Source organism: Rhizobium sp. CC1099 (assembly GCF_029714385.1).
In the GTDB taxonomy this organism is placed as follows: domain Bacteria; phylum Pseudomonadota; class Alphaproteobacteria; order Rhizobiales; family Rhizobiaceae; genus Rhizobium.
Map to the genome: position 1 here is coordinate 200,330 of NZ_CP121641.1, position 24,262 is coordinate 224,591.

Sequence of the window (24,262 nt, forward strand, 5' to 3'; positions counted from 1 at the left end):
CACCTCGCCTGTCTCATTTGGCACTGCCACTCTCGTTTCGGAGATCCGTCCAATCACATTGGCCAAAGCGAGCACATATGATGAACCGTAACACCTGCCTTCTTACCACATCTCGCCTGTTCGTCCCAGCGGATCAACCGAGCGGCTATACCCGCCCCCCGCAGAGCTTCGGAGGGAGGAGCCGGCGAAGCTTGTTGGTAGCAAGGGGGAAATTCGCTACCTGCCTGTCGTGAGGCAACAACTAGAGACTAGCGATCAAAAAGACGACGGAAAATTATACGGTGGTTTCTCCTTTCGATACTTTGGAATACCAGCATCGAGCCCATCCGCGAACGTGCTCAGCGAGTGACATGTTCATCGATCGGCAATACCACCGTCGCTCCAGGCGCGTTAGCCAGCTGAAGCAGGCACTGTCAACAACCATCGGCTATTGAAAACTATCCAAGCGTATAATGTCGTCTCCAGCCGCCTTGTCTTAGACTCGAAGCGATCCTGAAACAGGGAGCGGTCATGATGGTATTCCCATACTTTGTCCCCCACGCGTCCTCGGCATCCAACACCAGGAAAGCCAGTGTGTTGGTCGCGGATCCGGAGATCGACGTTTTTTCCCCTCTTGTTACACGTCTCCTTTCTGAGGGACTGGCGGTTCGGCTGGCCACGAGCGTTGCAGGAGCCAAGGCGCAGCTTGAAAACGACGTGCCCGATTTCGCACTGATTGAACTCAAATACGTTGACGGCAATGGTTTTGAGATTGTCGAAGCGTTGGCAAATCTAGGCACTACACGCGTCGTGGTCCAAAGTATCTACTGCAATATCAGCACGGCGGTCCGTGCCGTCAGAGAGGGAGCCAGTGACGTTTTGCCGAAACCGATGGAGGTCGATGTCGTGCTGGCCGTGCTGCTCGGACGAAATCTCGATTCGGTGCCGATACCCGATACGATTTCGCGGCCCGAGGCCGTTCGCATCGAGCATATTAAGAGAATTTACGCCATGTGCGGGGCGAACGTATCGCGCACTGCGCGCACGCTTTGTATGCATCGAAGAAGCCTCCAACGCATCATGGCGCGGGATTCCTTCTCACTATAGACACCTTGAGCTCAGCTGCCACCCCATGCGGCGTCTCGTATGATCGAGACGCCGCAGACAAAGATCGCGTTCGTCGTCAGCACGGGAGCCCCGACCGCCTAGAGCAAATCCAGGAATAGTATGGATCGCTTTTCGGCCCGGAATTGCATAAAACAAAAAGATAGTTCAGCTGTGGCGACTCCGTTTTGGCCGAAGCTGCACTAGCGATGGCGCTCCGGCACCTCTGCGCTCATGCCGACCACATTGGTGCGCTCATATCCCATCCCGCCGCCCGTACTTATTGACAAGGGTTGGTCCCCCGAATCGCACGGCCATTGTCCCCCGACATCGCCATTGTTGATCATTCGCCTGCCATCTGTTCCTTCAGGCTTGTCTTCAACAACCCGAACTTGGCAGAGAGCACTTGTAACCGTGAACCCCGGCAAACCCACATGCCGTTCCATTCGGTCGGTCTTGAGCGCGCGACCTTGTCTGCCATGCGAGAGGTCCAAAAAGAAGCCTCCCGGGGGTTGGGAGGCTCAAGGCGGGCCGATCGGGGGCGATACGGCCTGGGAGGAGGAAGGAACCCGTACCATAGAGGAGGGCTCCCGCCCGGGCTATTGGCCACCAGGAAGGATCGATTACCAATGAGGAGGGGGTGACCTATACGCGCGGCAAGACCTTTATGAGTGCGTTTGCGGCTTTCCCGGCGCGAGCATCAGCTTGTCAGCCATACGCGCGAGTTCGGGCAAGGACCTGGTACCCATCTTCTGCATGACCTGGCTGCGGTGAACCTTCACGGTAATCTCGCTCACGCCTAGGTCGCCGGCAATCTGCTTGTTGAGTCGTCCGGTCACCACCAAAGCCATCACCTCGCGCTCCCGCGGGGTCAGGCTATCGAAACGCGCGCGCACCGTCGCCAATGCCTTTTCATTTTCAAGCCACACGCGGTCGCGCGCCAGGCCGACGTGAACGGCGTCGAGCAAATCCTGGTCTCGGAACGGTTTCGTCAGGAACTCGACCGCGCCCCCCTTCATCGCCTGGACAGACATGGGAATGTCGCCGTGCCCGGTGATGAAGACGATCGGCAGCTGAATATTTTCTCGTGACAGCTCGAGCTGAAAATCAAGACCGCTTTGGCCCGGAAGCCGGACATCGAGCACGAGACAGGTCGGTCCGTTGGGTCGTCCAGACCTGAGGAAGTCGTCCACAGAGGCGAGGAGTTTCACGTCAAAACCGACGGAACGCAGCAGACTGCCAAGCGCCTCGCGGATATCCGGGTCATCATCGATGACAATGACGGTTGCCTCGGTCATCGCCAGCGCCCCCCAAAGTCAACCGAAGCTTTGGGACGTACAGGATCTGTACCCACTGCAGCAGCAGCGGGCAAATCCCAACCAGCAGAGCGCCAATGACGCGATGAGAACACTCCTCCTCTCTCCTTCGTCGCTGCCGAAACGGAGTTTTTTCACACACCAGAATGCGCGCTAATTACCTCGGCCACAAGGCTAAATGCGGGCTGCCCAAGAGAGCGCTTGGGCGTCCTGCGGTCTGCCATGGCGCGCCGATGCGCCACATGGCCGGCGTCTGCCGTCACAAGGGGACGCGGGGTGCCGCAAGTATCAGGGCGGCGTGAGGCAAGCAAACCTCAAGCACTAGCGACGCTGTGCCGAGTGAATCCGGCATTGATTGATGAGACGTCAGCGATTGAGTTCGACCAGTCGCCGCACCTGGCCAAGCCGCAGCCAAAGCTCCTGGTGGCCGCGCCGCTGTCCGGCCATTTCGCCACCCTTCCGCGCGTCACAGTCGAGACCTTCCTCGCACCGCCGACTAGCCCGACGCGCGCCTGGCGCCGCTTTCGCAGGGCGCGTCGATCTCAAAATTACATCGGCTGTCTCATCCCCATGTTGCGGGCGCTCCTGGGCAGATACCGCACTCGTTGCCGCAAGCCTCACACAATCTATACGATCGTATAGCTTGCGATGCCTTTGTCGACGTTAGATACTAAATCCATCCAGTCAAGCGCGCCACAACGCTCATTCGGTACGACGCCGATCGGCGAAGTCGGGAGGCGGCAGTGTCTACCAAGAAACCTCTGATTGCGATCGTCGATGACGACGAGTCGATGCGCGAGGCTATCAAGGGGCTCATGAGGTCGATGGGATTTGACGCCGAGACCTTTTCATCCGCGGATGATTTCTTGAGATTCCCCCATATCCGCCGCACGGCCTGCCTTGTGACGGACATCAACATGCCCGGAATGAGCGGGCTCGATCTGCACCGCCGGCTCGTCGCGCTGGGCAAGAGCATTCCGACTGTTCTGATCACCGCCTTTCCGGAAAAGAATGTGCGCGCGTCTGCGTTGGGCGCGGACATCGTCGGCTGCCTGACAAAACCGTTTGGCGAACAGGTTTTGCTTGATTGCATCCGTTCTGCGCTGGCTCTCAGTAGCGAGGGCGAAAGCGGTTCATGAGGGAGCAAAGACCACTCCTAGGCAAAGCGCGCTGCACCTCCACTTCAATCCGGGGTCCAACGGCTTCGACGTAACCACGACCTCTGGGCTTCGATCCGCCGCAGCAGGTCAAGAAAACTCAGGCGAGAGGCGGTACCAACTGGCGGGGGCGGGAACGCTAGGGATCAAAGCGCATCCAATCTAAAGCCACCCCCCTGAAAATCCGGCGCGACGCAATCCGATCACCAGAGGCTTGCATCGACGCATGATGTTCCAGAGCAAGCCGGTTCGGTAGTTTTCGATCATCAGCACCACCGGGCCTTGGTCAATGCCAAAGTGATAGGGACTCACCCACCATCCGGTCGGACTGTTTTCCACGGCATAGGTCTGGTTGAACGACGGTTTGAAACCGTAAAGACGCGTCATGCCGAGCTTCATTCGCGCAAAGTTGAGGACTGTCGGCACGACGATCTCTGGCGCGAACGGCAGCGAGGCGACAACGACCCATGGCGCGACGGTGCCATCGTCAGGTCCGAAGGGCGCGCCACGGGCGATGTAGTCGAAGAACTCCCGGTCGACGCCATTGATCGCCCGGTTACCCCAACCTGGTCCGTCGCAGGCGGTAAACCCCCAACAATATTCCCCGTAACCCGCAAACCGCATTGGGTTGCGAATTGCATATTCCTGCTGCACGAATGATGCCTGCCGGCTGTTTTCAAAGTAGTCGCTGTGGTGCTGGCGCATGAACTCGTCACGAATGCCTCGAAAGTCTACCCACATGTGCGACAACTGGTGGGTAAAAAGCGGCCCCGAATAAAGCAATTCGCGACCATAGATGTTTCTCCATTCATAGCTCGCGGTGTAGGCGGCGTAACTCTCCGGAGGCAGTGGATGGGTTGGCGATCCCAACCCGAGAATATACAGCAGCAGACCCTCATCGTAACCGCGCCAACGATAGGGAATAAACCCGCTTTCCGGGTGCCAGCCATGTGTCAAAGTGGGGCCGCCATCGCAAGCCCACATCCAGTCGGCTCGCTCGTAAAGCGCCGTCGCAAGCTGGCGGATTTCTGCCTCATCGGCCGTATCGCCATCAAAATAGGTCGCTGCGGTCAGGGCTCCGGCGAACAGGAAAGCCGAATCGATGGTGGACAATTCGCATTGCCAGGCCCGGCGGCCCGTTTCGATGTCCAGAAAATGATAATAAAAGCCCATGTACCCGGATGCATCGGGCTCTGGCCCCTGCGGGCATTCCATCAAAAACCGCATTCGCTTGCGGGTGATCTTTGCAGCGAATTCGCGGATGATTACCCCGCGCTCGACAACAACGGGGATTGTCGCCAGAGCCATGCCAATTGCCGCGATGCTTGCCGGGGCATTCGGTTCGGTTTTGTCGCGAACCAGACCGTTGTCCGGGTTCGTGCATTGGAGATAGTAAAGCAAGGTGGTGAATTGCAGCCGCCCCAGATCCTGGTCGGTTGGCAAACGGTCGAAGGCGCGGTCGGTCGACATGATTTCGGGCATGATTGCTAACCAACTATGACGCGGATGTCGTGCGTGTCCCCGTCTTCACTAAGCCGCACATTTCTGTCCGCCATCGGTCTTTCGTCCAGTATGACGGCCCCCACTCCTCGACCGATCCCCTCTGAGTTATCGAAACCGATACGGTACGTCGCCAATCCATCTTTGTGTCAATAAACCTGCTAGGTCGAACAACTGGCGGGAACTCAAGGTTCCCAATGCCTCGGCTCGTCGACAAGCGCTGGCGCGGATCGGCCGAAATCGTTGCAAATGACTTCAGAACAGGGAGGAAAAACCAGCCGATCCAAACACTCCCACCGTTGCCTTCGGCGCCGACTTTGATCTTTCCAATCCTATCAGCCGGGTCTCCAAACTGGAATAGCCACTGCGACCTCCGCCAAAGCCTCGCAGGATAAGGCTTCCTGCGCATCTGTAATCCCCCCACCGAGGAAGTTTAAGCGCGATAGATTCCGGCAATCTGGTGGAGCGGGTTAAACCAAAGGCGGAAATGAGCATGCCTAGAATTCAGAAAGTCTTCCGCAAGTATTATGGACCGAGATAACGCTTGGGACTAGCTTCAAAGGTGCCAACTGAAGGGAAATGCCCGCAACCAAAGGAAGCACAGTATGACTGATATGCTGGAGCAAAATGATCCTGCCATCGAAGAACTGATGAAAGACGCAATAACCAGTTACATGCTGGACAGTTTCGAAGTCGAGGATCGGTTGAAGGCAGCCGTCCAGAAGATCGCCGTGGAACTGCTTGCTGAAGAGCTGGCTGCTCTGAGGGAGAAGGCTGCGAAGGCCAAGTCGTCGTATACCCAGGTCGGAGATGTGTTGACAGCAGCGGCTTAAGGCTAAGGTCGGTCGGATATTTCCCAGGTCTACGAGCGCTGCACCCCAATCCCGGGCAATTTGATTTGAGTGCGGAAATCACCCGCTCGGTCGCCAGCAAAACATCAGCCCCAATACAAGCATCCTCGCCAAAATGTCAGCTGGTTACCGAGCGCGAGGCTTGGGACGTTTTATGCGGCGGGCCGAGGTCCTACCCACACGCCCGCTGGTATCGCGGGGATACTATTCGCCAATCCGTCGAGCATGCCTTGCAAGACGCTCTCGGTCAGCGCCTCCATCTTGTCGTTGGGGCCGACGAGGCGATCTACCAGCAGCAAAGTGAGACCATGCATTTGCGACCAGAAAATTAGAATAGCACCGTCAATCTTCCGCGTATTTGCGGCCGTGTTCGGAATGAGCCGCCCGAGCGCCCCGTCGCTTATCGCGTCCACCAGAAGCGCTTTCATGTTCTCTGCCGCAGTTCTTTCGACAGCAGGGCGCCCATTGTCCTGACCGGTAAGATAGCCGCCGAACATCAATCTGTAGAGCGCAGGATTGTTGACGCCGCCGGAAACGTAAGCGCGCGCTATAGCTGCCAGCCGCTCGCGCGGACTGTCGAGTTCTTTCGTCGCGGCGGTCATCTGCTTTGCAAGGAGCTCGAACCCTACCGCCGAGACGGCCGCCAGCAATTCACGCTTGTCGGCGAAATGTTTGTAAGGGGCGTTATGACTGACGCCCGCGCGACGGGCGAGCTCCCGAAGCGAGAACTCTGTGCTTTGGGATTCGCTGAGGACATCGAGTGCGGCCCCGACGATCGCCCTGTGCAGGTCACCATGGTGGTAGGGGCGCGTCTCTGTGCTGGACATGTCTTTGGTCATGATCGTCCATTTAGGTTTATAAGTTGCGCGTGTCAACTTTTTACGCAAACGATGTTGACAATGCCCACTCTAACCCTTAAGTGGGCGATGTCAACATCGGGCGATGGCCCATTACACGCATCAGATTGGAGACTGCGACGAACAGCGCAGCTCTCTTTTGGTCGCAAACCGTACCGGAGAAAAAAATGCAGTCCTTTCGATTGCTGGGAATTGGTCTCGCCTGTGCATGTCTGGCTGCTTGCGAAGACAAAGCCGAAGTGGCGCCGCCGCCGCAGCAAGTGCGCGTCGTTGCGGCTGCCGAGGCTCAGTATCAACAGGGTGCGGAAATCACCGGTGAGGTGAAGGCGAGAGTTCAGAGCGAACTCTCCTTTCGCGTCAGTGGTCGGGTTCTTGAGAGAAAGGTCGACGTTGGATCGCATGTTCGCGCCGGCGACGTCCTTGCCCGGCTCAACGACACGGAACAACAGGCGGACGTGAGCGTCGCCCGCGCGGCACTGGAATCGGCGCAGGCCGTTGTCAGACAAAAGACATTGGCTTTCGAGCGATCAAGGTCGCTCCTACGGTCACAGGCAGTTCCGCGGGCGATCTTTGATGATGCCCAAAAGGAACTGCTGAGTGCGCAGGCTTCCCTGGAGGTCGCCGAGGCCGCGCTCGCGACGGCCGAGGACGTGCTGTCCTACACGGAGTTGAAGTCCGCCGCAGACGGAATCATCACGGCGCGCAGCATAGAAGAAGGGCAGGTGGTGTCTGCAGCACAGTCCGCCTTTACGCTCGCCCACGACGGCCCGCGAGACGCGGTATTTGATGTCTTCGAGGCATTCTTTCTGGATGGCCCGCCGCTGACCGACGTGGATGTCGCGCGAGTGACGGACCGCGCGCTCGACGTGCACGCCAAGATTCGGGAGGTCTCTCCCGTGATAGACGCAAAAGCCGGCACAATCCGGATCAAGGTGGGGCTCCAGGAGGCCGCGCTATGGCCGCTCGGCACGCCGGTGGTAGGCAAGCTCCGTTCACCGCCGCGCCAGGGAATCGCTTTGCCCTATACCGCGATCGCGTCCGCCAAAGGCGAACCCGCCGTATGGCTGGTCAACCCCGAAAACCGCTCCGTTTCGCTCCGCAAGATATCGGTCGGCCGTTACCGCCAAAGCAATTTCGTCGTGACCAGCGGCGTCGCGCCGCACGACCTGATCGTCACCGAAGGCGGAAAGTTCCTCAAGGAAGGCCAGGCAGTCGCCTGGGAAGGCAAGTGAGATGACCCTCAACCGCATATGCACCTCTCTTCCACTTATTCTATCAGTCTCCCTGCTTGTCGGCTGCGACCAAAGCTCGGTTGCAGGAGAGCAGGCAGGTCCCCGTCCTGTCAAAGTTGTCATCGCTGCGGCCGAACGGGACCAAGCGGCAAGCTTGCCTGGCGTCGTGCGAGCCCGCATCGAGACCGATCTGGCGTTCCGGACTCTCGGGCGGATGGTGTCTCGCAAGGTCGATGTTGGCGACCTGGTCCACAAGGGCGATGTCCTTGCGGAGATCGATCCTCTCAGTCTGCAGCTCGTGGTCAAGAGCGCGGAAGCCGATCTGCGCAACGCCCAGGCGCAGTTGGAGAACGCCGCGACGACCGAAATGCGCAAGCGAAGGCTCGTCCAGAGCAATGCAGCCAGCATTGCCGATCACGATCTTGCCGAACAGCAGCTCAAGTCGGCTGCAGCCAATGCTGCGAAAGCAACGGCGAGCCTTGCCAAGGCGCATGAGCAGCTTGGCTACTCCGAGCTGAGGGCCGAGTTCGATGGGGTCGTCACCGCCACGTTCGGAGAAATGGGCCAGACCGTCTCGGCGGGCCAGCCTGTCCTGAAGCTGGCACGCCTGGAGCAGCGCGACGTGGTCGTCGACGTTCCGGAGGCGCAGTTCAGCAATATTCGCCTGGACGACCGCTTTAATGTCGCCCTTCAGCTTGACAGCAGGATTCGAGCCATTGGTGTCGTCCGCGAGATCGCGCCTCAGGCCGATCCGAATACCCGCACCTATCGGCTGAAGATCGCCATCGATCGTGCGCCGGACATCTTCCGTCTAGGCGCAGTGGTCACCGCAACACCGTTTGCCGAAGAAAGGAAGCAGGCGATCGCGCTGCCGGTCTCCGCTATCCGCAGCGAAGGCGATGCCAGCCACGTATGGGTAGTGGATCGGTCGCTAGCCACAGTCACCCCGAGGCCGGTTCAGCTCGATGGCCGGGCGTCCGACGCCCGCTCCGTCCGGGTTCTGTCCGGTTTGCGGGAGGGAGAAGAAGTCGTCATCGCCGGAGTCAATGAACTTGCCGATGGACAGAAGGTGAAACTCGAACAGGAGCCACGCCCGTGAATAAATTCAATCTTTCTGACTGGGCGCTCGAGCATCGTTCTCTCGTCTGGTATTTCATGATCATGTTCGCAGTGGCGGGCGCCTTTGCCTATCTGGCGCTCGGCCGCGAGGAAGATCCATCCTTCACGATCAAGACGATGGTGATCCAGGCCCAATGGCCCGGCGCTTCTGCCGAAGAAGTGACACAGCAGGTTACGGACCGCATCGAAAAGAAGCTCCAGGAACTCGACAAGCTGGAACATACCCGCAGTATCACGACCGCTGGTCAGACGATCGTCTTCGTCGACTTGTTGCCGGATACAAACGCGCGGGACGTAAAGCCCACCTGGTCGCGTGTCCGCAACTTGATCGACGATATCAAGCACGAATTCCCCCAAGGCGTGGTCGGACCCTTCTTCGACGATCAGTTCGGCGACGTCTATGGCAATATCTTTGCCTTCACGGGCGACGGCCTTAGTCAGAGGGAACTGCGCGATTTCGCCGAAGGTGCCCGAACGCAGATTCTCAAGATCCAGGACGTCGGCAAGGTCGACATCGTCGGTGCGCAGGATGAGGTGATCTATCTCGAGTTCTCCACCCGCAAGATCGCCGCCCTCGGCATCGACCGCGCCGCCATCATTGCCACGCTGCAGGCGCAAAACGCCGTCACCCAGTCCGGTTTTGTCGAAACCGGGCCGGAGCGGGTCGCTTTGCGGGTCGGCGGACGCTTCATCTCCGAAGAGACCTTGCGTGGGATCAATCTTCGGGTAAACGACCGCTTCTTCCCGCTGACCGACGTCGCAACGATCACCCGCGGCTACGTCGATCCGGCGACGTCGCTCTTCCGCTTCAACGGAAAGCCGGCCATCGGGCTTGCGATTGGTATGAAGACGGGCGGCAACCTGCTTGCCTTCGGCGAAACGCTCGAAAAGACGATGAGCAAGATCGTACAGGATCTTCCGGTCGGCGTCTCCGTTGAACAGGTCTCCGACCAGCCGAAAGTGGTTGACGAGGCAGTGGGTGGCTTCACGAAGGCCCTGTTCGAGGCGGTCGCGATCGTGCTCGCGATCAGTTTCATCAGTCTCGGGTTCAGGGCCGGCCTCGTCGTGGCAATCGCGATCCCGCTCGTTCTCGGTATCACCTTTATGGTGATGCTCTATACAGGCATATCCCTGCAGCGTATCTCGCTCGGAGCGCTGATCATCGCGCTCGGCCTCCTCGTCGACGACGCCATGATCGCCGTCGAGATGATGGTGGCACGGCTGGAAATGGGTGACAGTCTCAGGAAGGCCGCCACCTACGTCTACACGTCCACGGCCTTTCCGATGCTGACCGGCACGCTCGTGACTGTCGCGGGATTCATCCCCGTCGCATTCAACAAGAGCAGCGCGGGCGAGTTCACCTTCACCCTCTTCGTCGTTATCGCCGTATCGCTTGTCGTCTCCTGGATCGTTGCCGTCCTGTTCACGCCTCTCATCGGCGTGACCTTGCTGCCGGAGACGATGAAGAAGCATGCCGAGCACAAGGGCCGGTTTGCGAAAGCATTCTCCAGCATGCTGCAATTCTGCCTGCGCTGGCGCTGGATGACGATCGTCGCAACAGTCGTTCTCTTCGCAGGATCGATCGTCGGCCTAACGATGGTGCAACAGCAGTTCTTCCCGAGTTCGGATCGGCCGGAACTGATCGTTGACTGGAACCTGCCGCAGAACAGCTCAATTGCCGAAACGAGCCGCCAAATGGCTCAGTTCGAACACGAGATGCTGGCCGGCAATCCTACGGTCGAGCACTGGTCGACATATGTCGGGAGAGGCGCGCCGCGCTTCATCCTTTCCTTCGACGTGCAGCCGGCTGACGTTTCCTTCGGTCAGACGATCATCGTTGCCAAGGGACTCGACGCCCGCGACAAGCTGAAGCAAGAAGCGGAAGCCTATCTTCAGAAGACCTTTCCCGGAACGGATGCCTATGTGAAGCTGCTGGAAATCGGACCGCCGGTCGGCAAGCCGATTCAGTACCGTGTGTCCGGCGAAAATCTGCAGACGGTGCGCGACCTGGCACAGAAGCTTGGATCGATCGTCGGCACTGATCCTTCCCTAAGGAACCTTGCCTTCGACTGGAACGAGCCGGCCCGCGTCGTGAAGATGGACGTGCTACAGGACAAGGCCCGACAGCTCGGCGTCTCGTCCCAGGATATCGCAATGGCGCTCAACACCGTCGTACAGGGAAACGCGGTGACGCAGGTCCGGGACAACATCTATCTGGTCGATGTCATCGGCCGTGCCGCAGAAAAGGAGCGCGGCTCGATCGACACCCTGCTTGATCTGCAACTGCAGAGCAGCAGTGGTCAATCCGTCCCACTGTCATCGGTCGCAACCTTCCACTATGAGCTCGAACAGCCGACGATCTGGCGGCGCGACAGAGTTCCGACCATCACGATCAAGGCCGGGATCGGCGATGCAACCCAGCCGGCGACCGTCGTGAAGGCGCTCTCCGACAAGGTTGCGGCCTTCGAAAAGACGCTGCCGGTTGGGTATTCCGTTACAGTCGGCGGCGCGGTCGAGGAAAGCGCCAAGTCCCAGGGTCCCATTGCAAACGCGGCACCGGCCATGTTCGTCATCATGGCGACGCTCCTGATGATCCAGCTCCAGAGCTTCCACAGGCTCTTCCTGGTCTTCTCGGTTGCCCCGCTGGCGCTGATCGGCGTCGTCGTTGCGCTGCTTACCAGCCATGCGCCGCTCGGCTTCGTCGCACTCCTGGGCGTCCTCGCGCTCGTCGGCATCCTCATCCGCAACTCCGTGATCCTGATCGTGGAGATCGAGGAATTGCGAGCCGCGGGAAGGTCGCCCTGGAAGGCGGTGGTGGAGGCAACCGAACACCGCATGCGGCCGATCATGCTCACCGCCGCAGCCGCGACCCTGGCGCTAATCCCGATCTCGCACGAGATATTCTGGGGACCCATGGCTTATGCGATGATGGGGGGTATCGTCGTGGGCACGGCACTGACGCTCCTCTTCTTGCCGGCGCTCTACGTTGCCTGGTTCCGGATACCCCGTGAAATCGCGCAGCCCTGAGATGACAACATCCTTCTTGCTCCCTGGGCGCAATGCCCAGGGGCTCACCCTGCTTGGGTTCGTTCAGACGATCGCTGCCATCCATCGCGCGTGCATCGAGCGAACCGTCCCGCTTCTTCTAACCCTATGTCTCGTTGCATCGGGTTGCGCCAACCGGGTGCAGGATGTTCTTCAGCCGCTCGCCGTAGCCCCGACGAACACGAACCGGGTCACCATGCTGGTCGCCACGACGCGCAAACCGTCGCAGGATCCTGGCAAACTCTATTCCGGCGACCGCGGGACGGCGATTTCCCTCAACAGCGTCGATGTGTCCATACCTCCCGACCGCAACCGCAAGATCGGGGAGGTGCAGTGGCCTTCACGCATGCCGCCCAAGCCGGAAAGGGAGTTTGCGGTCACGGAAGTCGCGAAAGTCCGGTCCGAAGGCCAGGCCCTGGACTGGTACCGCAGGAATCGAAACTCCAGGCGTCAGGTCATCATTTTCGTACATGGATTCAACAACACCTATGCCGACGCGGTCTTCCGCTTCGCGCAGATTGTCCATGACTCCGGAACCGATGCCGCGCCGATCCTCTTCACCTGGCCGTCGCGGGGGCGCGCGTTCGACTACCTCTATGACAAGGAGAGCGCCAACTACTCGCGTCGGGCTCTGGAGGATCTCATCCTTCAGGCCGCAAGAAGTCCTGATGTTCAAGACGTGACAATTCTCGCTCATTCCATGGGAGGCTGGCTTGCGGCAGAGGCGTTGCGCGGCGTCGCCATGCGCGAAAAATCAATCCCGGCGAAGGTCAAGAATGTCATACTGGCCTCGCCGGACATCGATATCGACGTGTTTCGGCGTCAATTCGTTGAAATGGGGCCAAAAAGGCCGCATTTTGCAATCCTGACGTCGACACGCGACAAGGCCCTGGAGTTCTCCAGTTGGCTGTCTGGCGGGGTCGACCGCGTCGGTGGATCCGATCTCAGGCCCTATGCACCGTTGCTCGAAGAACTCGGCGTTTCTGTCATCGACACGACCGCCATCGCAACGAGCGATCCGCTCGGCCACAATGCCTTCGCCGACACTCCCGAGATCGTGCGCCTGCTCGGGCGGCGGCTGGCGGGACAGAGCCTGGATGGCGGAAAGGCGAGCGTTACGAACCAGATCGGAATGACTGCGGCCAATTTCGCCGGTTCGGCAGCGCGCGTAGCCGTTGCGGCTCCCGTCGCGGTCATCAATCCGGAGGCGCGCGAGGTCTTGAAGCGCGAGCTCTTGAAGCGGGAGCTTTCCCCGGGCGGAGGACAGATCGTGGACGGGCAGATTTCCTACTGAACCGAAAGGCGCGCCTCAATGAGATGACCAATCTGACGAACGCGCGTCCAGCATGGCCCTTCGGCGGGTCGCCTGCACGATGACCAGATGATCTCAGAACGTCGAAACGACAGGGTGCCGCCGCAAAGGGGCGCGATAGGATTGGCAAATGGAAAATGGCACAACGATCGAGGGCACCAGCCGGTGCGTCACATCGAATGCCAGCCGGTTTTCGCGGGTTCCGGTATCCATTTCTGCCTTGGTCGTGAGAGGCAGAATCGCCTCAGCTAGAAAGAACCATGGCCCAATAAGGTATGTTCCGGGAAGACGTATTGTGCGCAACGGCCACGCCGAGCCCGTTATAGCGTCCCAGCATGTTTTCGAGATGGTGCTGCGAGTTGATCCAGGCCGTCACCGCCGCGTCGACGCTCTGCTGGCCGGCGGCGATGTTTTCGGCCGCTGGAAGCTGCACGCCACTTTTCGTCACGCGCGCGCCGAAACTGTCGGCCATGCCCATCAGATGCGTCATCTTGCCGGCGCTTGCCATTCGCTTGGCCTGGTAGATTGCCGCAGCGCTTGCCGCCGGATCGACGCGAAGCGCCGTCAGGCCGTTTTTGGCACGAAGCTGGTTGACAAGCGGCAGCGCCACTGCCGTCTCGTCGTCCCCGTCCGAAGGCGTGGAGGACATTCTGGGTGCGGTCGTGCAGCTTGCGACGCCCGTCAGGAGGACAAGGCCTGAGATGCGCAGCAGATTGCGCCTGGAAAGATCGATGGATGTCATGTTTACCGGCGGAAGTTGAAAAGTCGGATGATAATGAAGATCGGAATGACGACCGTTGCACCAAGCAGCAGATAATCACCGATGCGGCCGAGAGCCGAAAAACCCCGGTACCAGATCTCGCGGATGAAATCGCGGATGCTATAGACGAGGTCCAGCGGCGCCCATCCGAAAACGGTCATCACGAAACCGACAATCAGCGAAACGACTAAGAGCTTCACCAATGTGCGGCCGAGCGAGTCGCCCAGAAATTTGTTTACCTGATCGGACATGCGCCATCTCCTGTTTGCCCTGAAATACGGTTGCGGCGCGTCGCCCGCAAGCCTTTTCCGGAACCGGCCGTTCCGCCTCTGAAATAGGACTTGAGTTTTTTTGTGGCCGCCGCCAAATGCGCAGGCATTCAACGGGCCACATCATGCAGCAAAGCCAGCTTTCCTCCGGCGACGTCATCGCCGACCGCCGCGCCGACTATGCGAAGATGCTTAACGAGGGCGGCGAGCCGGATGCGGCCGCCGAACTGATGGAGCAGGCGCTGGAACTGACGCCCGTCTGGGCTGCCGGCTGGTATCGCCTCGCGACCTACCGGGAGAAGGCCGGCAAAGTGCAATCCGCGATCGAAGCCTATCGCAAGACGCTGGCGCTTGATCCCGAGGATATCTTCGGCGCAAGCCTCAAGCTCGCCCTGCTCGGTGATTCCGAAACGCCGGACCGGCCTCCGAGCCGCTATGTCGAGCGGCTGTTCGATGATTATGCCGCCCGTTTCGAAACCTCGCTCGTCGAAAAGCTGGATTATACCGTTCCGCAGAAACTCGCAGCACTTGTCGCCGCCACCGGCCGCAAATATTCGCTGGCCGTTGATCTCGGCTGCGGCACCGGCCTGCTTGGTCCGGAAATTTGCGCCCGTGCCGGGCGGCTTGAAGGCTACGACCTCTCGCACAACATGCTCGCCAAGGCTGAGGAGAAGGCAATCTACGATCACTTGGCCCAGGCCGACCTTTCTCTTGCGCCAGAAGGCTCAGGCGTCTTTGCGGATGGCGCAGAATATCGCGCTGATCTGATCGCGGCTGCCGATGTGCTCATGTATCTCGGCAATCTCGAAAGCACCTTCGCAATCGTCGATCGCCTCGCCACATCCGGTGCGGATTTCGCCTTTTCGGTCGAAGACGCGGGCGAGGGAGACGGGTTTCATCTCGCGCCGTCGCTGCGCTACGCTCACACGGAAGCCTATGTTCGCAGCCTTTGTCGCCGTTACGGTTTCGAAATCATCGAAACCGTCAAAACCACGATTCGAAAGGATGGCGGCAAACCGGTCGCCGGCATTCTATTCCTTGCACGGCGATAGCCTTTTGCGCAAAAATGTTGCGAGTTGAAAATAGGTCAGCATTACTTACATATTTCGCTTGCTCGCAACTGCGAAAAGCTCGATAATTCCCATCATAGCTGACCGGCGCCGCGGAAGAACAAGCAGGAACGCCTCAGCCTGTTCACCATACGATCCATCGCGCGGGGACTTTTCCGGCGCTTTGAACTCTTCTGCTGTTGGAGATTGCCGCCATGGCTCAACGCATCGGTGCCCTCGGTTTCTGGAACACCAGCGCAACGCGCCATACGCCGCTCGAAGATGTGCAGGGCATATTCTCCGGCAGCCTCGTGTCTGCACTCGGCCTTTATGTGCTCGCCAGCGCCGGGCTTCTCACCGGCAGTACGGCCGGCATCGCCTTCCTGCTGCACTATACTTTTGGCGTGAATTTCGGCCTTGCCTTCTTCCTGCTCAACCTGCCGTTTTTCTATCTCTCCTGGAAGCGTCTCGGCATCGCCTTCACGATAAAGACCTTTGTCGCCATCGGTCTCACGTCGGTGCTTGCCGATGTGCAGTCGCGTTTTTTTGAGATTTCCAGCATCCATCCGGCCTGGGCAGCGCTACTCGGCGGCCTGCTGCTCGGCTTCGGCCTACTTGCGCTTTACCGCCACCGCGCCAGTCTCGGCGGCGTTGGCATTCTCGGTATCTACATGCAGGAGCGTTTCGGCATCCGCGCCGGTCTCGTGCAGCTTTCCGTCGACATGTGCGTGCTTGCCGCCGCCTTTTTCGTCACCACGCCGCCGGTGGTCATCTATTCCGTTCTCGGCGCGGTCGTCCTCAATCTCTTCCTGACCATCAACCATCGCGCGGATCGTTATATCGCGCTGTAGGTTCCCAAAGCGGCAGTTCAATCATAAACAAATCGTAACTTGCCTCCTCTCAGGCTGGGAGCGACACTCGCCCCGCGCCGGATAGATGAGGTGAAGACATGTCAGAGTTGGAAAAGCTTATCAGACGCCGCATGAACGAGGAGTACGCCAAGGGCTCCTCAGCGGAAAAGATCGCCCAAGTCATCCGTGAGATTATCAATAACTTTGATGGATCAGGTGCCCGTAGCAACTGATCGACATTTTTGCCGACCCGATTTTCATCGGGTCGGTCGCTTCAAGCTGTGCCTCAGGCTTTTTGCTGCGCGCAAAATTCATGCAGCCTTCGCCGGCTGATCGATCGGATGCTGGCTGCGGAAGCCGACGGCCAGCCGGTTCCAGACGTTGATCGTGCCGATCGCCACCGTAATTTTGGTGACTTCCTCCTCGCTGAAATGCGCTTTGAGGGCTTCGAAGTCCGCATCGGGTGCTCCGGTCTCCGCGATCTTCGTGACAGCATCGACCCAGCCGAGCAGGGCGCGTTCCTTCGCGTCATAGACTGGCGATTCCTTCCAGGCGCAGATCAGGTTGATCCACTGTTCGCCAAGGCCGTCATGGCGGGCTTCCTTGACGTGCATGTCGACGCAGTAGGCGCAGCCGTTGATCTGCGAGGCGCGCAGCTTGATGAGGTGGATGAAGCGGCGCTCGAGGCCGGAGCTCTGGACATATTGCTCCAGGGCGGCAACCGCCTTGTAGGCTTCCGGCGAGGCCTTTGCGAAGTTGAAACGTGCCTGCATAATCTTTCTCCTTTGGGTTATGGCTCAGCGAGCCTTTTTGCGTTCGTGGGTCTCAAGGAATGCGCAGCCGCGTGCGGCGATCCCGCCATCATCTGCGGCGGAAAGCTCGATCAGGATGTCGGCGATACTGATCTTGGCGAGTTCGGTGCGGTAGGCGCGCTCGGCCTTCTGCATCGCAGCGCTGATCTGGCAGGGCTTGGCGAAATAGCGCTGCGGCAGCGAGTTTGGCCCGCGCTGGCGGATTTCCCCACAGCGGAAAGCTGGTGCCGGTCCTTCGACGGCAAGCACGATATCGAGCAGGGAAATACCCTCTGGAACTTTCGCAAGCTTATATCCGCCCTTCGGTCCCGGCACCGTGTCGAGAATGCCCGCGCCGGATAGCGCCTGCAGGTGCTTCAGCAGGTAACTCGTCGAAACGCCATGAAACTCTGCGATCGCAGCCGCCGACAGCACGCCGCCTTCCGAAAGCCCGGAAAGCATCGCGACGCTGTGGATCGCCTGTTCGACGCCGTCACCCATTTTCATGCGGGGTCCCCTTCAATTCATGGATAAAAAATATCCATGATTAGTCGATGTGTCAACAACCGATCGAAATCCTGCTTGCCAAGCCCGAACGGCTGGATAGAACAACCGAAAATACCAAGGGGAAAACAATGGCAGAAAAAGCCGCTCTCGCCGGACTTGTGAACTCGTCGTCGGACAGACACTCGCTTTTCGATGACGCACAGGGACTTGTGGCGGGCAGCATGCTCGCTGTGCTCGGCGTCTCGCTTCTCTCCAGCGCCGGCCTTCTGGCAGGCGGCACGGCGGGCATGGCATTCCTGCTGCACTATGCGACGGGCTGGAGCTTCGGCCTCTGCTTCTTTGCGGTGAACCTGCCGTTTTATTATCTCGCCTTCCGCCGCCTCGGCCCCGCCTTCACAGTCAAGACTTTTGTGGCGATTGCACTTACCTCCGTGCTTTCGGAAATCGCGCCGCGTTTCATCGGGCTCTCGCACGTCGATCCCGTCGCCGGTGCTCTCTTCGGCGGCCTGGTCATCGGCGCGGGCATGCTGGCGCTGTTCCGCCATCGCGCAAGCCTCGGCGGTATCGGCATCCTGGCGCTTTACATCCAGGATCGCTTCGGCTGGCGCGCAGGCTTCGTTCAGCTCGGTTTCGATGGCCTCGTCCTGGCGCTCTCCTTCTTCGTCGCCAGCCCCTTCATCATCGCCTGCTCGGTGCTCGGCGCCGTGGTGCTCAACCTCACGCTCGCCATCAACCATCGCAAGGACCGCTATATCGCCATGTGAAGCGCGGCCGCTCTTCTATTTCACGTCGGTTTCATTACCTTTGTCCCGTGGACCAGATCGATACCGAAGCCCGCGCCGCCTTGCCCGCCCCCTTCATCCGCTGGTTCGCGGAAAAGGGTTGGCGGCCGCGCGCTCATCAGCTGGAATTGCTGGCCCGCGCCGAAGCAGGCGAAAGTACGCTGCTGATCGCGCCGACCGGCGCCGGCAAGACGCTTGCCGGTTTCCTGCCGGCGCTGACCGATCTCACCCGCCGCGGCAAGCGCCGGCCGGGTGCCGCCTTTAAAGGCATCCACACGCTCTATGTTTCGCCGCTGAAGGCACTTGCCGTCGATATCGAGCGCAACCTCATGAAGCCGGTAGGGGAGATGGGACTGCCCGTCACCGTGGAGAACCGCACCGGCGATACGCCGAACGCCAAGCGACAGCGCCAGAAGCTCAATCCGCCCGATATCCTGCTGACGACGCCGGAGCAGGTAGCGCTTTTGCTCGCCAACAAGGAAGCCGAACGCTTCTTCAAGGACTTGAAGTATGTCGTTTTCGACGAGCTCCATTCTCTGGTCACGTCGAAGCGTGGCCACATGCTCTCCCTTGGTCTTGCCCGGCTACGCCGCCTTGCGCCAGGCCTCAGCACCATCGGCCTCTCCGCCACGGTTGCCGAACCGATCGACCTGCAGAAATGGCTGGTTGCGCAGGAGGAGGGCAGGGAACGGCACGCAGGTCTCGTGACCGTCGAAGGCGGCGCCAAGCCGGATATCTCGATCCTTTCGACGGATGAGCACATCCCCTGGGCCGGCCATTCCGCCAGATACGCAATCCCCGATATCTACAGGCAGCTGACCGAGCATCAAACGACGCTGCTTTTCGTCAACACGCGATCGCAGGCCGAGATGCTTTTCCAGGAACTCTGGACGGTCAACGAGGAAAACCTGCCGATCGCTTTGCATCACGGCTCGCTCGATGTCGCCCAGCGCCGCAAGGTGGAGGCCGCGATGGCGGCCAACAGGCTGCGCGCTGTCGTCGCCACCTCGACGCTCGATCTCGGGATCGACTGGGGCGATGTCGATCTCGTCATCCATGTCGGTGCGCCGAAGGGTGCCTCGCGCCTTGCCCAGCGCATCGGCCGTGCCAATCACCGCATGGACGAGCCCTCCAAGGCGATCCTCGTTCCCGCCAACCGTTTCGAGGTCATGGAATGCCAGGCAGCCCTCGACGCCAACTATATCGGCGCACAGGACACCCCGCCCGTCGGCCGCGGCGCGCTCGATGCGCTTGCCCAGCACGTGCTCGGCATGGCCTGCGCCGAACCCTTCGATATGCTGGAACTCTACGATGAGGTGAGGAGCGCCTCGCCCTATGCCGATCTCTCCTGGGAAACCTTCGAGCAGATCGTCGATTTCGTCGCGACCGGCGGCTATGCGCTGCGCACCTACGAACGATATGCGCGCATCCGCAAAACGAAGGAGGGCCTCTGGCGTGTCTCCAATCCGCAGGTTGCCCAGCAGTACCGCTTGAATCTCGGCACCATCGTCGAAAGCCCCATGCTGAACATCCGGATGGTGAAGCGCGGCGAGACAGGCAAGATTGGCCGCGGCGGCGGAACCCTCGGCAAGGTGGAGGAATATTTTCTCGAACAGCTTTCTGCGGGAGACACCTTCATCTTCTCCGGCAAGGTACTCCGCTTCGAAGGCATCCGCGAAAACGAGGCGCTTGTCTCCCAGGCCTTCTCCTTTGATCCGAAAATCCCGTCCTATGCCGGCGGCAAGTTTCCGCTTTCGACCTATCTTGCCGACCAGGTGCGATCGATGCTCGCCGATCCCGACCGTTGGCACCGTCTGCCGGATCAGGTCCGCGACTGGCTGTCGCTGCAGAAGGACAAGTCGATGCTCCCGAAGCGCGACGAACTGCTGATCGAGACTTTTCCGCGCGGCAGCCGCGCCTACATGGTGGCCTATCCATTCGAGGGCCGCCTCGCGCATCAGACGCTCGGCATGCTGCTTACCCGGCGCCTGGAGCGGGCCGGCGCCAAGCCGCTCGGTTTCGTCGCAACAGATTATTCGCTCGGCATCTGGGGGCTGGAAGACATGGGCCTGATGATCCGCAACGACCGTCTCGGCCTTTCCGATCTCTTCGACGAGGATATGCTCGGTGACGATCTCGAAGCCTGGCTCGACGAATCTTTCCTGCTGAAGCGCACCTTCCGCAATTGTGCCGTGATTGCAGGCTTGATCGAGCGCCGTCACCCTGGCAAGGAAAAGACCGGACGGCAGGTCACCGTGTCCGCCGATCTGATCTACGACGTGCTGCGCAGCCACGAGCCGGACCATATCCTGCTACAGGCGACGCGCCAGGATGCAGCGAGCGGCCTTTTGGATATTTCCCGGCTTGGCGATATGCTGAGACGAATCAAGGGCCACATTACGCATCGCGCGCTGGATCATATTTCCCCGCTCGCAGTGCCGGTGATGCTGGAGATCGGCAAGGAGCCTGTTCACGGCGAGGCCCACGATGCCGTGCTCGCCGAAGCGGCCGGGGATCTGATCGCCGAAGCCATGGCTTGATAATGCAGGATAGACGAAATTGATGAACCGCCTGGCGCTTGCGCGTGAATTGAACGGATTGGTCCCGATGCCGGGCGTCGAAACCAGTGTTCATGGCGTTGCGGCCGTCTGCGATCCGCTCGGCGCGCTCTACCTGCCGGATGCCGGCGTCCTCGTCGTTTCCGACCTGCATCTCGAAAAGGGCGCCGCCTTCGCCCGTCGCGGCATGTTGTTGCCGCCTTACGACACGCTGGCGACGCTGACGGTGCTCTGCGCCGTCATCACCCGCTACAATCCGAAGCTTGTCGTCTCCCTCGGCGACAATTTCCACGACCGCGTCGGCTCGGCGCATCTACCGGAGACCTTCCGCTCCCTGATCGACAATATGGCCCGCGGCCGCGAATGGATCTGGATCAACGGCAATCACGACCCTGACGGCACGATCGATCTGCCCGGCTCTTCGGTCGATGAAATGCACTACGCCGGCTTGACCTTCCGTCACGAGCCGAAAGGTGGGCGGCAAAGCGGTGAAATCGCCGGTCACCTGCACCCCGCGGCCACCGTCCGCCGCCGGGAAAAAGCCGTCCGCCGCCCCTGCTTCGCCACCGACGGCGCCCGCCTCCTCATGCCCGCCTTCGGCGTCATGACCGGCGGACTGGATCTCGGCCACAAGGCGTTGACGGGCCTGTTCGACAGGTCGTCCCTGGTCGCTCATCTTCTGGGGCGGGATCGGATTTATTCGGTGAGATTCGGGAATTTGCGCAGCTGAAGGTGAGCGCGCGCCCTCGTCCATTGAGTCCCTTCTGGCACCTCCAGATGAGGGCTCTCGCCGCCGTTGCTTTTCGATAGACAATGCTGCGCTTGCTCCAAGGGCGAAGCCTCGAAAGACGAGAATGGCCACCACGCCATAGAAATCGGAGCTCAATTACACCCCTGCAACTGCCGCTGATAGGTCGCTGCCATATCGGCAAACCTCTGTGCCGTCTTCTGCAACTGCGCATTCGAGCGCCAGTCGCCGCGCTTGTAACCCTTCGGCCCCGAATAGTAAGCGATGTAGAGCCTGTAGGCGTCGTTGAGCTGGATGCCCGTCGCCTGGCTGTTGCTGTAGTGGTACCAGCCGATGAAGTCGATCGCGTCGGCAAAATTGGTGCGCCGCGCAGCCCAATTGCCGGTCGCCGACTGATAGTGGTCCCAGGTGCCGTCGAGCGCCTGCGAATAGCCGTAGGCGGTCGACGGACGCGTCCAGGGAATGAAGCCAAAAAGCTTCGTGCGCGGCGGGCGGGCGTTCGGCTGGAAACCGGATTCCACATACATCGTCGCCATCAGGATCGGCACCGGCACGGCGTATTTCTTCTCGGCGCGCTCGGCCGCGTGCTGCCAGTTGCTGAAGAAGCCGTTGCGCTGTTCGAAGACGGCGCAGATGTTTCTGGTCTGACGAGGCGCCGTGGCGCAGCCGGCGGCGAGCGCCAGCAGCACCAGGACGAGAAGAGTACGGGTACGCAAAACAGAACCTCTCGTTTTCGAGAGATTACTAACTCGTAAATCTTAACACTCGGTTTTTAGTCAAAGGCGAACATGCACAACGCTCCGAGGCTTGCCCCGCTGCCGCAAGCGCCGGGTCTCATCGTGAACCTCGCGGGATACCCCGGTTTCAGGCCGGGGAGGAACGCGAGAGTGGCGTTGGGCCACTTCCCGCTGGGATTTGACATATTCGGCGATCACCGAGAGCGGTGCGCCGCCACAGCTTGCCGCAAAGGAGGACGGCGACCAACTTCTTGGCGGGGCGCGCAGGATATCCCGCGCGCCGCAAGAAGGGCGTGAACGGCGCCTTCCGCTTTCAGGGGCGGGAGATCGAGGTCAAGCGCCTGAACGGCAAGTGGTCCGCCGCGCGCCTTCCCAAGATCGGCTGGGTGAAGTTCCGCGACACGCGGCGCCTGCGTGGCAAGACCATGAATGTGACGGTGAGCCTGGCGGCGAACGGCTGGCACATCGCCTTCGCCTGCGAAATCGACCATGCCGTCCCGCAAAACGATTTGCCCGCCGTGGGGATCGACCGGGGCGTGGCGAACACGCTGACGCTTTCGACCGGGGAGCATTGGTGGATGCCTGCCGGCCTTGCGGAGATCGAGCGCAGGAAGCGCCGGGCCCAGCGCGTTCTGGCGCGGCGCAAGCGCGGGTCGAGTCGTCACGCCAAGGCCCGCCGCCGCGTTGCAGCCTTGCAGGCCCGTGCTGCCCGCATCCGGCAGGATTGGCGGCACAAGGCCAGTCTTGATATCGCCCGTCGCTTCGCAACGGTCGTGCTGGAAGACCTCGCCACGCGCAACATGACGCGCAGCGCCAGGGGAACCGTGGACGCGCCCGCAACCAACGTCTGCCAGAAGGCCGGCCTGAACCGGGCGATCCTCGAACAAGGCTGGCACGGCTTTGAAACCGTGTTGGCCGACAAGCTCGAAGAACGGGGCGGATACCTGTGCAAGGTCGATCCCCGCCACACCTCGCAGACCTGTTCGGCCTGCGCCGCCGTGGACAGGGAAAGCCGCGAAAGCCAAGCGTCTTTCCGCTGTTGCCAATGCGGCTTGCGCGCCCATGCCGACCACAATGCTGCAATCAACATCCTGCGTCGGAACACGGCGTCTATGATCGTGGAGGAAGGGCAGCGGCTCTCCGTTGAAGCGATAACGATCGGCGGAGCTTCGCGCCCCCTCGGAAATCCCCCGCTTTCAAGCGGGGGAAGATGTTAACAGCGGTAGACCAGAACCGGGAATCTTTGAATGGGCGAGCACCCTCATCGTCACGCTGCCGACCATGAATGCGGTGAAGCCTTCGCGTCCGTGCGATGCCATGGCGATCAGGTCGCAGCCGCGCTGCGCGGCTGTGTCGACGATGGCCTTCGCGGGTTCGTGGTTGGTCACCTGGGTTGTATCGCAATCGAGGCCATGCGTTCTGGCCCGGGCACCCGCATTCGCCAGGATCCGGTCTGCCACTTGCTGGCTGTGCCGGTCATATTCTTCGCGCGCCGATTCCAGCTGATCGATATTCGTGGAAAAGATATGGGCCGGTTCGACGACGGTCAGGACCGTTGCCTTGGCGCCGATCTCCTTTTCAAAGGCAAGCGCCTTTTCAAGCGCATCGGTTGGAAAGCTGCGAACCTTCGGTCGGGATGAGAATGTGTTTGTGCATGGGCTGGCTCCTCCTTCAACGCTCGCATATTGACGGAGGAACCAGCCTAACACCTTAATCTGCATCACACTGTCGCGAATGT

At 60.3% G+C, this 24,262-nt stretch carries 23 protein-coding genes; 14 read left to right on the forward strand and 9 right to left on the reverse strand.

All coding sequences use genetic code 11. The features are described 5' to 3' along the window. Positions 1-573: 573 nt before the first annotated feature. The gene (locus QA644_RS01010; RefSeq protein ID WP_194728882.1) at positions 574-1,086 is read left to right on the forward strand and encodes a response regulator; all 513 of its coding nucleotides are present in this window, start codon (positions 574-576) and stop codon (positions 1,084-1,086) included. A 662-nt stretch (positions 1,087-1,748) separates the two neighbouring features. On the opposite strand, the gene QA644_RS01015 is transcribed toward QA644_RS01010, so the two are convergent. Beyond that, the gene (locus tag QA644_RS01015; protein WP_283070679.1) at positions 1,749-2,381 is read right to left on the reverse strand and encodes a response regulator transcription factor; all 633 of its coding nucleotides are present in this window, start codon (positions 2,379-2,381) and stop codon (positions 1,749-1,751) included. A gap of 761 nt (positions 2,382-3,142) precedes the next feature. Here QA644_RS01015 and QA644_RS01020 point away from each other — a divergent pair. Next, positions 3,143-3,538, forward strand: coding sequence for a response regulator (locus tag QA644_RS01020; RefSeq protein WP_194728884.1), 396 nt, complete (start codon positions 3,143-3,145; stop codon positions 3,536-3,538). Positions 3,539-3,718: 180 nt separating this feature from the next. Here the strand turns inward: QA644_RS01020 and QA644_RS01025 are convergent, their stop codons facing one another. Then, positions 3,719-5,038 (reverse strand): glucoamylase family protein, encoded by a 1,320-nt coding sequence (locus QA644_RS01025; RefSeq protein WP_283070681.1) that lies wholly within the window; start codon positions 5,036-5,038, stop codon positions 3,719-3,721. Positions 5,039-5,661: 623 nt separating this feature from the next. On the opposite strand from QA644_RS01025, the gene QA644_RS01030 reads away from it, so the two are divergent. Further along, the gene (locus QA644_RS01030) at positions 5,662-5,889 is read left to right on the forward strand and encodes a hypothetical protein (protein ID WP_283070683.1); all 228 of its coding nucleotides are present in this window, start codon (positions 5,662-5,664) and stop codon (positions 5,887-5,889) included. A gap of 170 nt (positions 5,890-6,059) precedes the next feature. On the opposite strand, the gene QA644_RS01035 is transcribed toward QA644_RS01030, so the two are convergent. Beyond that, on the reverse strand, positions 6,060-6,746 hold the full coding sequence (locus QA644_RS01035; RefSeq protein WP_283070685.1) for a TetR/AcrR family transcriptional regulator: 687 nt from the start codon (positions 6,744-6,746) through the stop codon (positions 6,060-6,062). A 185-nt stretch (positions 6,747-6,931) separates the two neighbouring features. Here QA644_RS01035 and QA644_RS01040 point away from each other — a divergent pair, with 185 nt between their 5' ends. The 4 genes from QA644_RS01040 to QA644_RS01055 are packed head-to-tail and all read left to right on the forward strand — an operon-like array spanning position 6,932 to position 13,454. Next, positions 6,932-7,996, forward strand: coding sequence for an efflux RND transporter periplasmic adaptor subunit (locus tag QA644_RS01040; RefSeq protein ID WP_283070687.1), 1,065 nt, complete (start codon positions 6,932-6,934; stop codon positions 7,994-7,996). Position 7,997: 1 nt separating this feature from the next. After that, positions 7,998-9,095, forward strand: coding sequence for an efflux RND transporter periplasmic adaptor subunit (locus QA644_RS01045; RefSeq protein WP_283070689.1), 1,098 nt, complete (start codon positions 7,998-8,000; stop codon positions 9,093-9,095). After that, complete coding sequence (locus QA644_RS01050; RefSeq protein WP_283070690.1) at positions 9,092-12,142, forward strand: efflux RND transporter permease subunit; 3,051 nt, start codon at positions 9,092-9,094, stop codon at positions 12,140-12,142. The genes QA644_RS01045 and QA644_RS01050 overlap by 4 nt, the downstream gene beginning before the upstream one ends. A 1-nt stretch (position 12,143) precedes the next feature. After that, positions 12,144-13,454 carry an alpha/beta hydrolase gene (locus tag QA644_RS01055; protein ID WP_283070691.1) on the forward strand — a complete coding sequence of 437 codons (1,311 nt, stop codon included), beginning with the start codon at positions 12,144-12,146 and terminating at the stop codon, positions 13,452-13,454. A gap of 262 nt (positions 13,455-13,716) precedes the next feature. Here QA644_RS01055 and QA644_RS01060 read toward each other — a convergent pair whose 3' ends face one another. Together QA644_RS01060 and QA644_RS01065 are read right to left on the reverse strand one after the other, a co-directional pair. Beyond that, a complete protein-coding gene (locus tag QA644_RS01060; RefSeq protein ID WP_283070692.1) occupies positions 13,717-14,214 on the reverse strand; it encodes a CAP domain-containing protein in 498 nt (165 codons plus the stop codon). A 2-nt stretch (positions 14,215-14,216) separates the two neighbouring features. Beyond that, complete coding sequence (locus QA644_RS01065; protein WP_022718289.1) at positions 14,217-14,483, reverse strand: DUF6460 domain-containing protein; 267 nt, start codon at positions 14,481-14,483, stop codon at positions 14,217-14,219. 143 nt (positions 14,484-14,626) lie between these two features. Here QA644_RS01065 and QA644_RS01070 point away from each other — a divergent pair, with 143 nt between their 5' ends. From QA644_RS01070 to QA644_RS01080, 3 genes are all read left to right on the forward strand, one after another. Then, positions 14,627-15,553 carry a tetratricopeptide repeat protein gene (locus QA644_RS01070; RefSeq protein ID WP_283072427.1) on the forward strand — a complete coding sequence of 309 codons (927 nt, stop codon included), beginning with the start codon at positions 14,627-14,629 and terminating at the stop codon, positions 15,551-15,553. A 212-nt stretch (positions 15,554-15,765) separates the two neighbouring features. Beyond that, a complete protein-coding gene (locus tag QA644_RS01075; RefSeq protein WP_194728893.1) occupies positions 15,766-16,401 on the forward strand; it encodes a YitT family protein in 636 nt (211 codons plus the stop codon). A gap of 98 nt (positions 16,402-16,499) precedes the next feature. Then, on the forward strand, positions 16,500-16,634 hold the full coding sequence (locus tag QA644_RS01080) for a hypothetical protein (protein ID WP_281421241.1): 135 nt from the start codon (positions 16,500-16,502) through the stop codon (positions 16,632-16,634). Between the two features lie 78 nt (positions 16,635-16,712). Here the strand turns inward: QA644_RS01080 and QA644_RS01085 are convergent, their stop codons facing one another. Next, positions 16,713-17,174, reverse strand: a complete 462-nt coding sequence (locus QA644_RS01085) for a carboxymuconolactone decarboxylase family protein (protein ID WP_239595636.1) — start codon at positions 17,172-17,174, stop codon at positions 16,713-16,715. Positions 17,175-17,198: 24 nt separating this feature from the next. After that, positions 17,199-17,699 (reverse strand): Rrf2 family transcriptional regulator, encoded by a 501-nt coding sequence (locus QA644_RS01090; RefSeq protein WP_283070694.1) that lies wholly within the window; start codon positions 17,697-17,699, stop codon positions 17,199-17,201. Between the two features lie 128 nt (positions 17,700-17,827). On the opposite strand from QA644_RS01090, the gene QA644_RS01095 reads away from it, so the two are divergent. From QA644_RS01095 to pdeM, 3 genes are read left to right on the forward strand one after another with little or no spacing between them, the layout of a single operon-like run. Then, on the forward strand, positions 17,828-18,463 hold the full coding sequence (locus QA644_RS01095) for a YitT family protein (protein ID WP_074070156.1): 636 nt from the start codon (positions 17,828-17,830) through the stop codon (positions 18,461-18,463). Between the two features lie 47 nt (positions 18,464-18,510). Beyond that, positions 18,511-21,021, forward strand: a complete 2,511-nt coding sequence (locus tag QA644_RS01100) for a ligase-associated DNA damage response DEXH box helicase (RefSeq protein ID WP_283070696.1) — start codon at positions 18,511-18,513, stop codon at positions 21,019-21,021. Between the two features lie 22 nt (positions 21,022-21,043). After that, the gene (gene pdeM / locus QA644_RS01105) at positions 21,044-21,769 is read left to right on the forward strand and encodes a ligase-associated DNA damage response endonuclease PdeM (RefSeq protein ID WP_283072428.1); all 726 of its coding nucleotides are present in this window, start codon (positions 21,044-21,046) and stop codon (positions 21,767-21,769) included. Positions 21,770-21,921: 152 nt separating this feature from the next. On the opposite strand, the gene QA644_RS01110 is transcribed toward pdeM, so the two are convergent. Beyond that, positions 21,922-22,503 (reverse strand): transglycosylase SLT domain-containing protein, encoded by a 582-nt coding sequence (locus QA644_RS01110; protein WP_074066579.1) that lies wholly within the window; start codon positions 22,501-22,503, stop codon positions 21,922-21,924. A gap of 272 nt (positions 22,504-22,775) precedes the next feature. On the opposite strand from QA644_RS01110, the gene QA644_RS01115 reads away from it, so the two are divergent. Beyond that, complete coding sequence (locus tag QA644_RS01115; protein WP_283070698.1) at positions 22,776-23,741, forward strand: transposase; 966 nt, start codon at positions 22,776-22,778, stop codon at positions 23,739-23,741. On the opposite strand, the gene QA644_RS01120 is transcribed toward QA644_RS01115, so the two are convergent. Beyond that, on the reverse strand, positions 23,721-24,245 hold the full coding sequence (locus tag QA644_RS01120; protein WP_283070699.1) for a universal stress protein: 525 nt from the start codon (positions 24,243-24,245) through the stop codon (positions 23,721-23,723). The genes QA644_RS01115 and QA644_RS01120 overlap by 21 nt on opposite strands. Positions 24,246-24,262: the final 17 nt, after the last annotated feature.

Bases quoted from the DNA above. Each gene is read 5' to 3' on its own strand.
- QA644_RS01015 (WP_283070679.1), bottom strand. From the start codon at position 2,381: ATGACCGAGGCAACCGTCATTGTCATCGATGATGACCCGGATATCCGC.
- QA644_RS01025 (WP_283070681.1), bottom strand. From the start codon at position 5,038: ATGCCCGAAATCATGTCGACCGACCGCGCCTTCGACCGTTTGCCAACC.
- QA644_RS01030 (WP_283070683.1), top strand. From the start codon at position 5,662: ATGACTGATATGCTGGAGCAAAATGATCCTGCCATCGAAGAACTGATG.
- QA644_RS01035 (WP_283070685.1), bottom strand. From the start codon at position 6,746: ATGACCAAAGACATGTCCAGCACAGAGACGCGCCCCTACCACCATGGT.
- QA644_RS01040 (WP_283070687.1), top strand. From the start codon at position 6,932: ATGCAGTCCTTTCGATTGCTGGGAATTGGTCTCGCCTGTGCATGTCTG.
- QA644_RS01045 (WP_283070689.1), top strand. From the start codon at position 7,998: ATGACCCTCAACCGCATATGCACCTCTCTTCCACTTATTCTATCAGTC.
- QA644_RS01055 (WP_283070691.1), top strand. From the start codon at position 12,144: ATGACAACATCCTTCTTGCTCCCTGGGCGCAATGCCCAGGGGCTCACC.
- QA644_RS01060 (WP_283070692.1), bottom strand. From the start codon at position 14,214: ATGACATCCATCGATCTTTCCAGGCGCAATCTGCTGCGCATCTCAGGC.
- QA644_RS01065 (WP_022718289.1), bottom strand. From the start codon at position 14,483: ATGTCCGATCAGGTAAACAAATTTCTGGGCGACTCGCTCGGCCGCACA.
- QA644_RS01070 (WP_283072427.1), top strand. From the start codon at position 14,627: ATGCAGCAAAGCCAGCTTTCCTCCGGCGACGTCATCGCCGACCGCCGC.
- QA644_RS01075 (WP_194728893.1), top strand. From the start codon at position 15,766: ATGGCTCAACGCATCGGTGCCCTCGGTTTCTGGAACACCAGCGCAACG.
- QA644_RS01080 (WP_281421241.1), top strand. From the start codon at position 16,500: ATGTCAGAGTTGGAAAAGCTTATCAGACGCCGCATGAACGAGGAGTAC.
- QA644_RS01085 (WP_239595636.1), bottom strand. From the start codon at position 17,174: ATGCAGGCACGTTTCAACTTCGCAAAGGCCTCGCCGGAAGCCTACAAG.
- QA644_RS01090 (WP_283070694.1), bottom strand. From the start codon at position 17,699: ATGAAAATGGGTGACGGCGTCGAACAGGCGATCCACAGCGTCGCGATG.
- QA644_RS01095 (WP_074070156.1), top strand. From the start codon at position 17,828: ATGGCAGAAAAAGCCGCTCTCGCCGGACTTGTGAACTCGTCGTCGGAC.
- pdeM (WP_283072428.1), top strand. From the start codon at position 21,044: ATGAACCGCCTGGCGCTTGCGCGTGAATTGAACGGATTGGTCCCGATG.
- QA644_RS01120 (WP_283070699.1), bottom strand. From the start codon at position 24,245: ATGCAGATTAAGGTGTTAGGCTGGTTCCTCCGTCAATATGCGAGCGTT.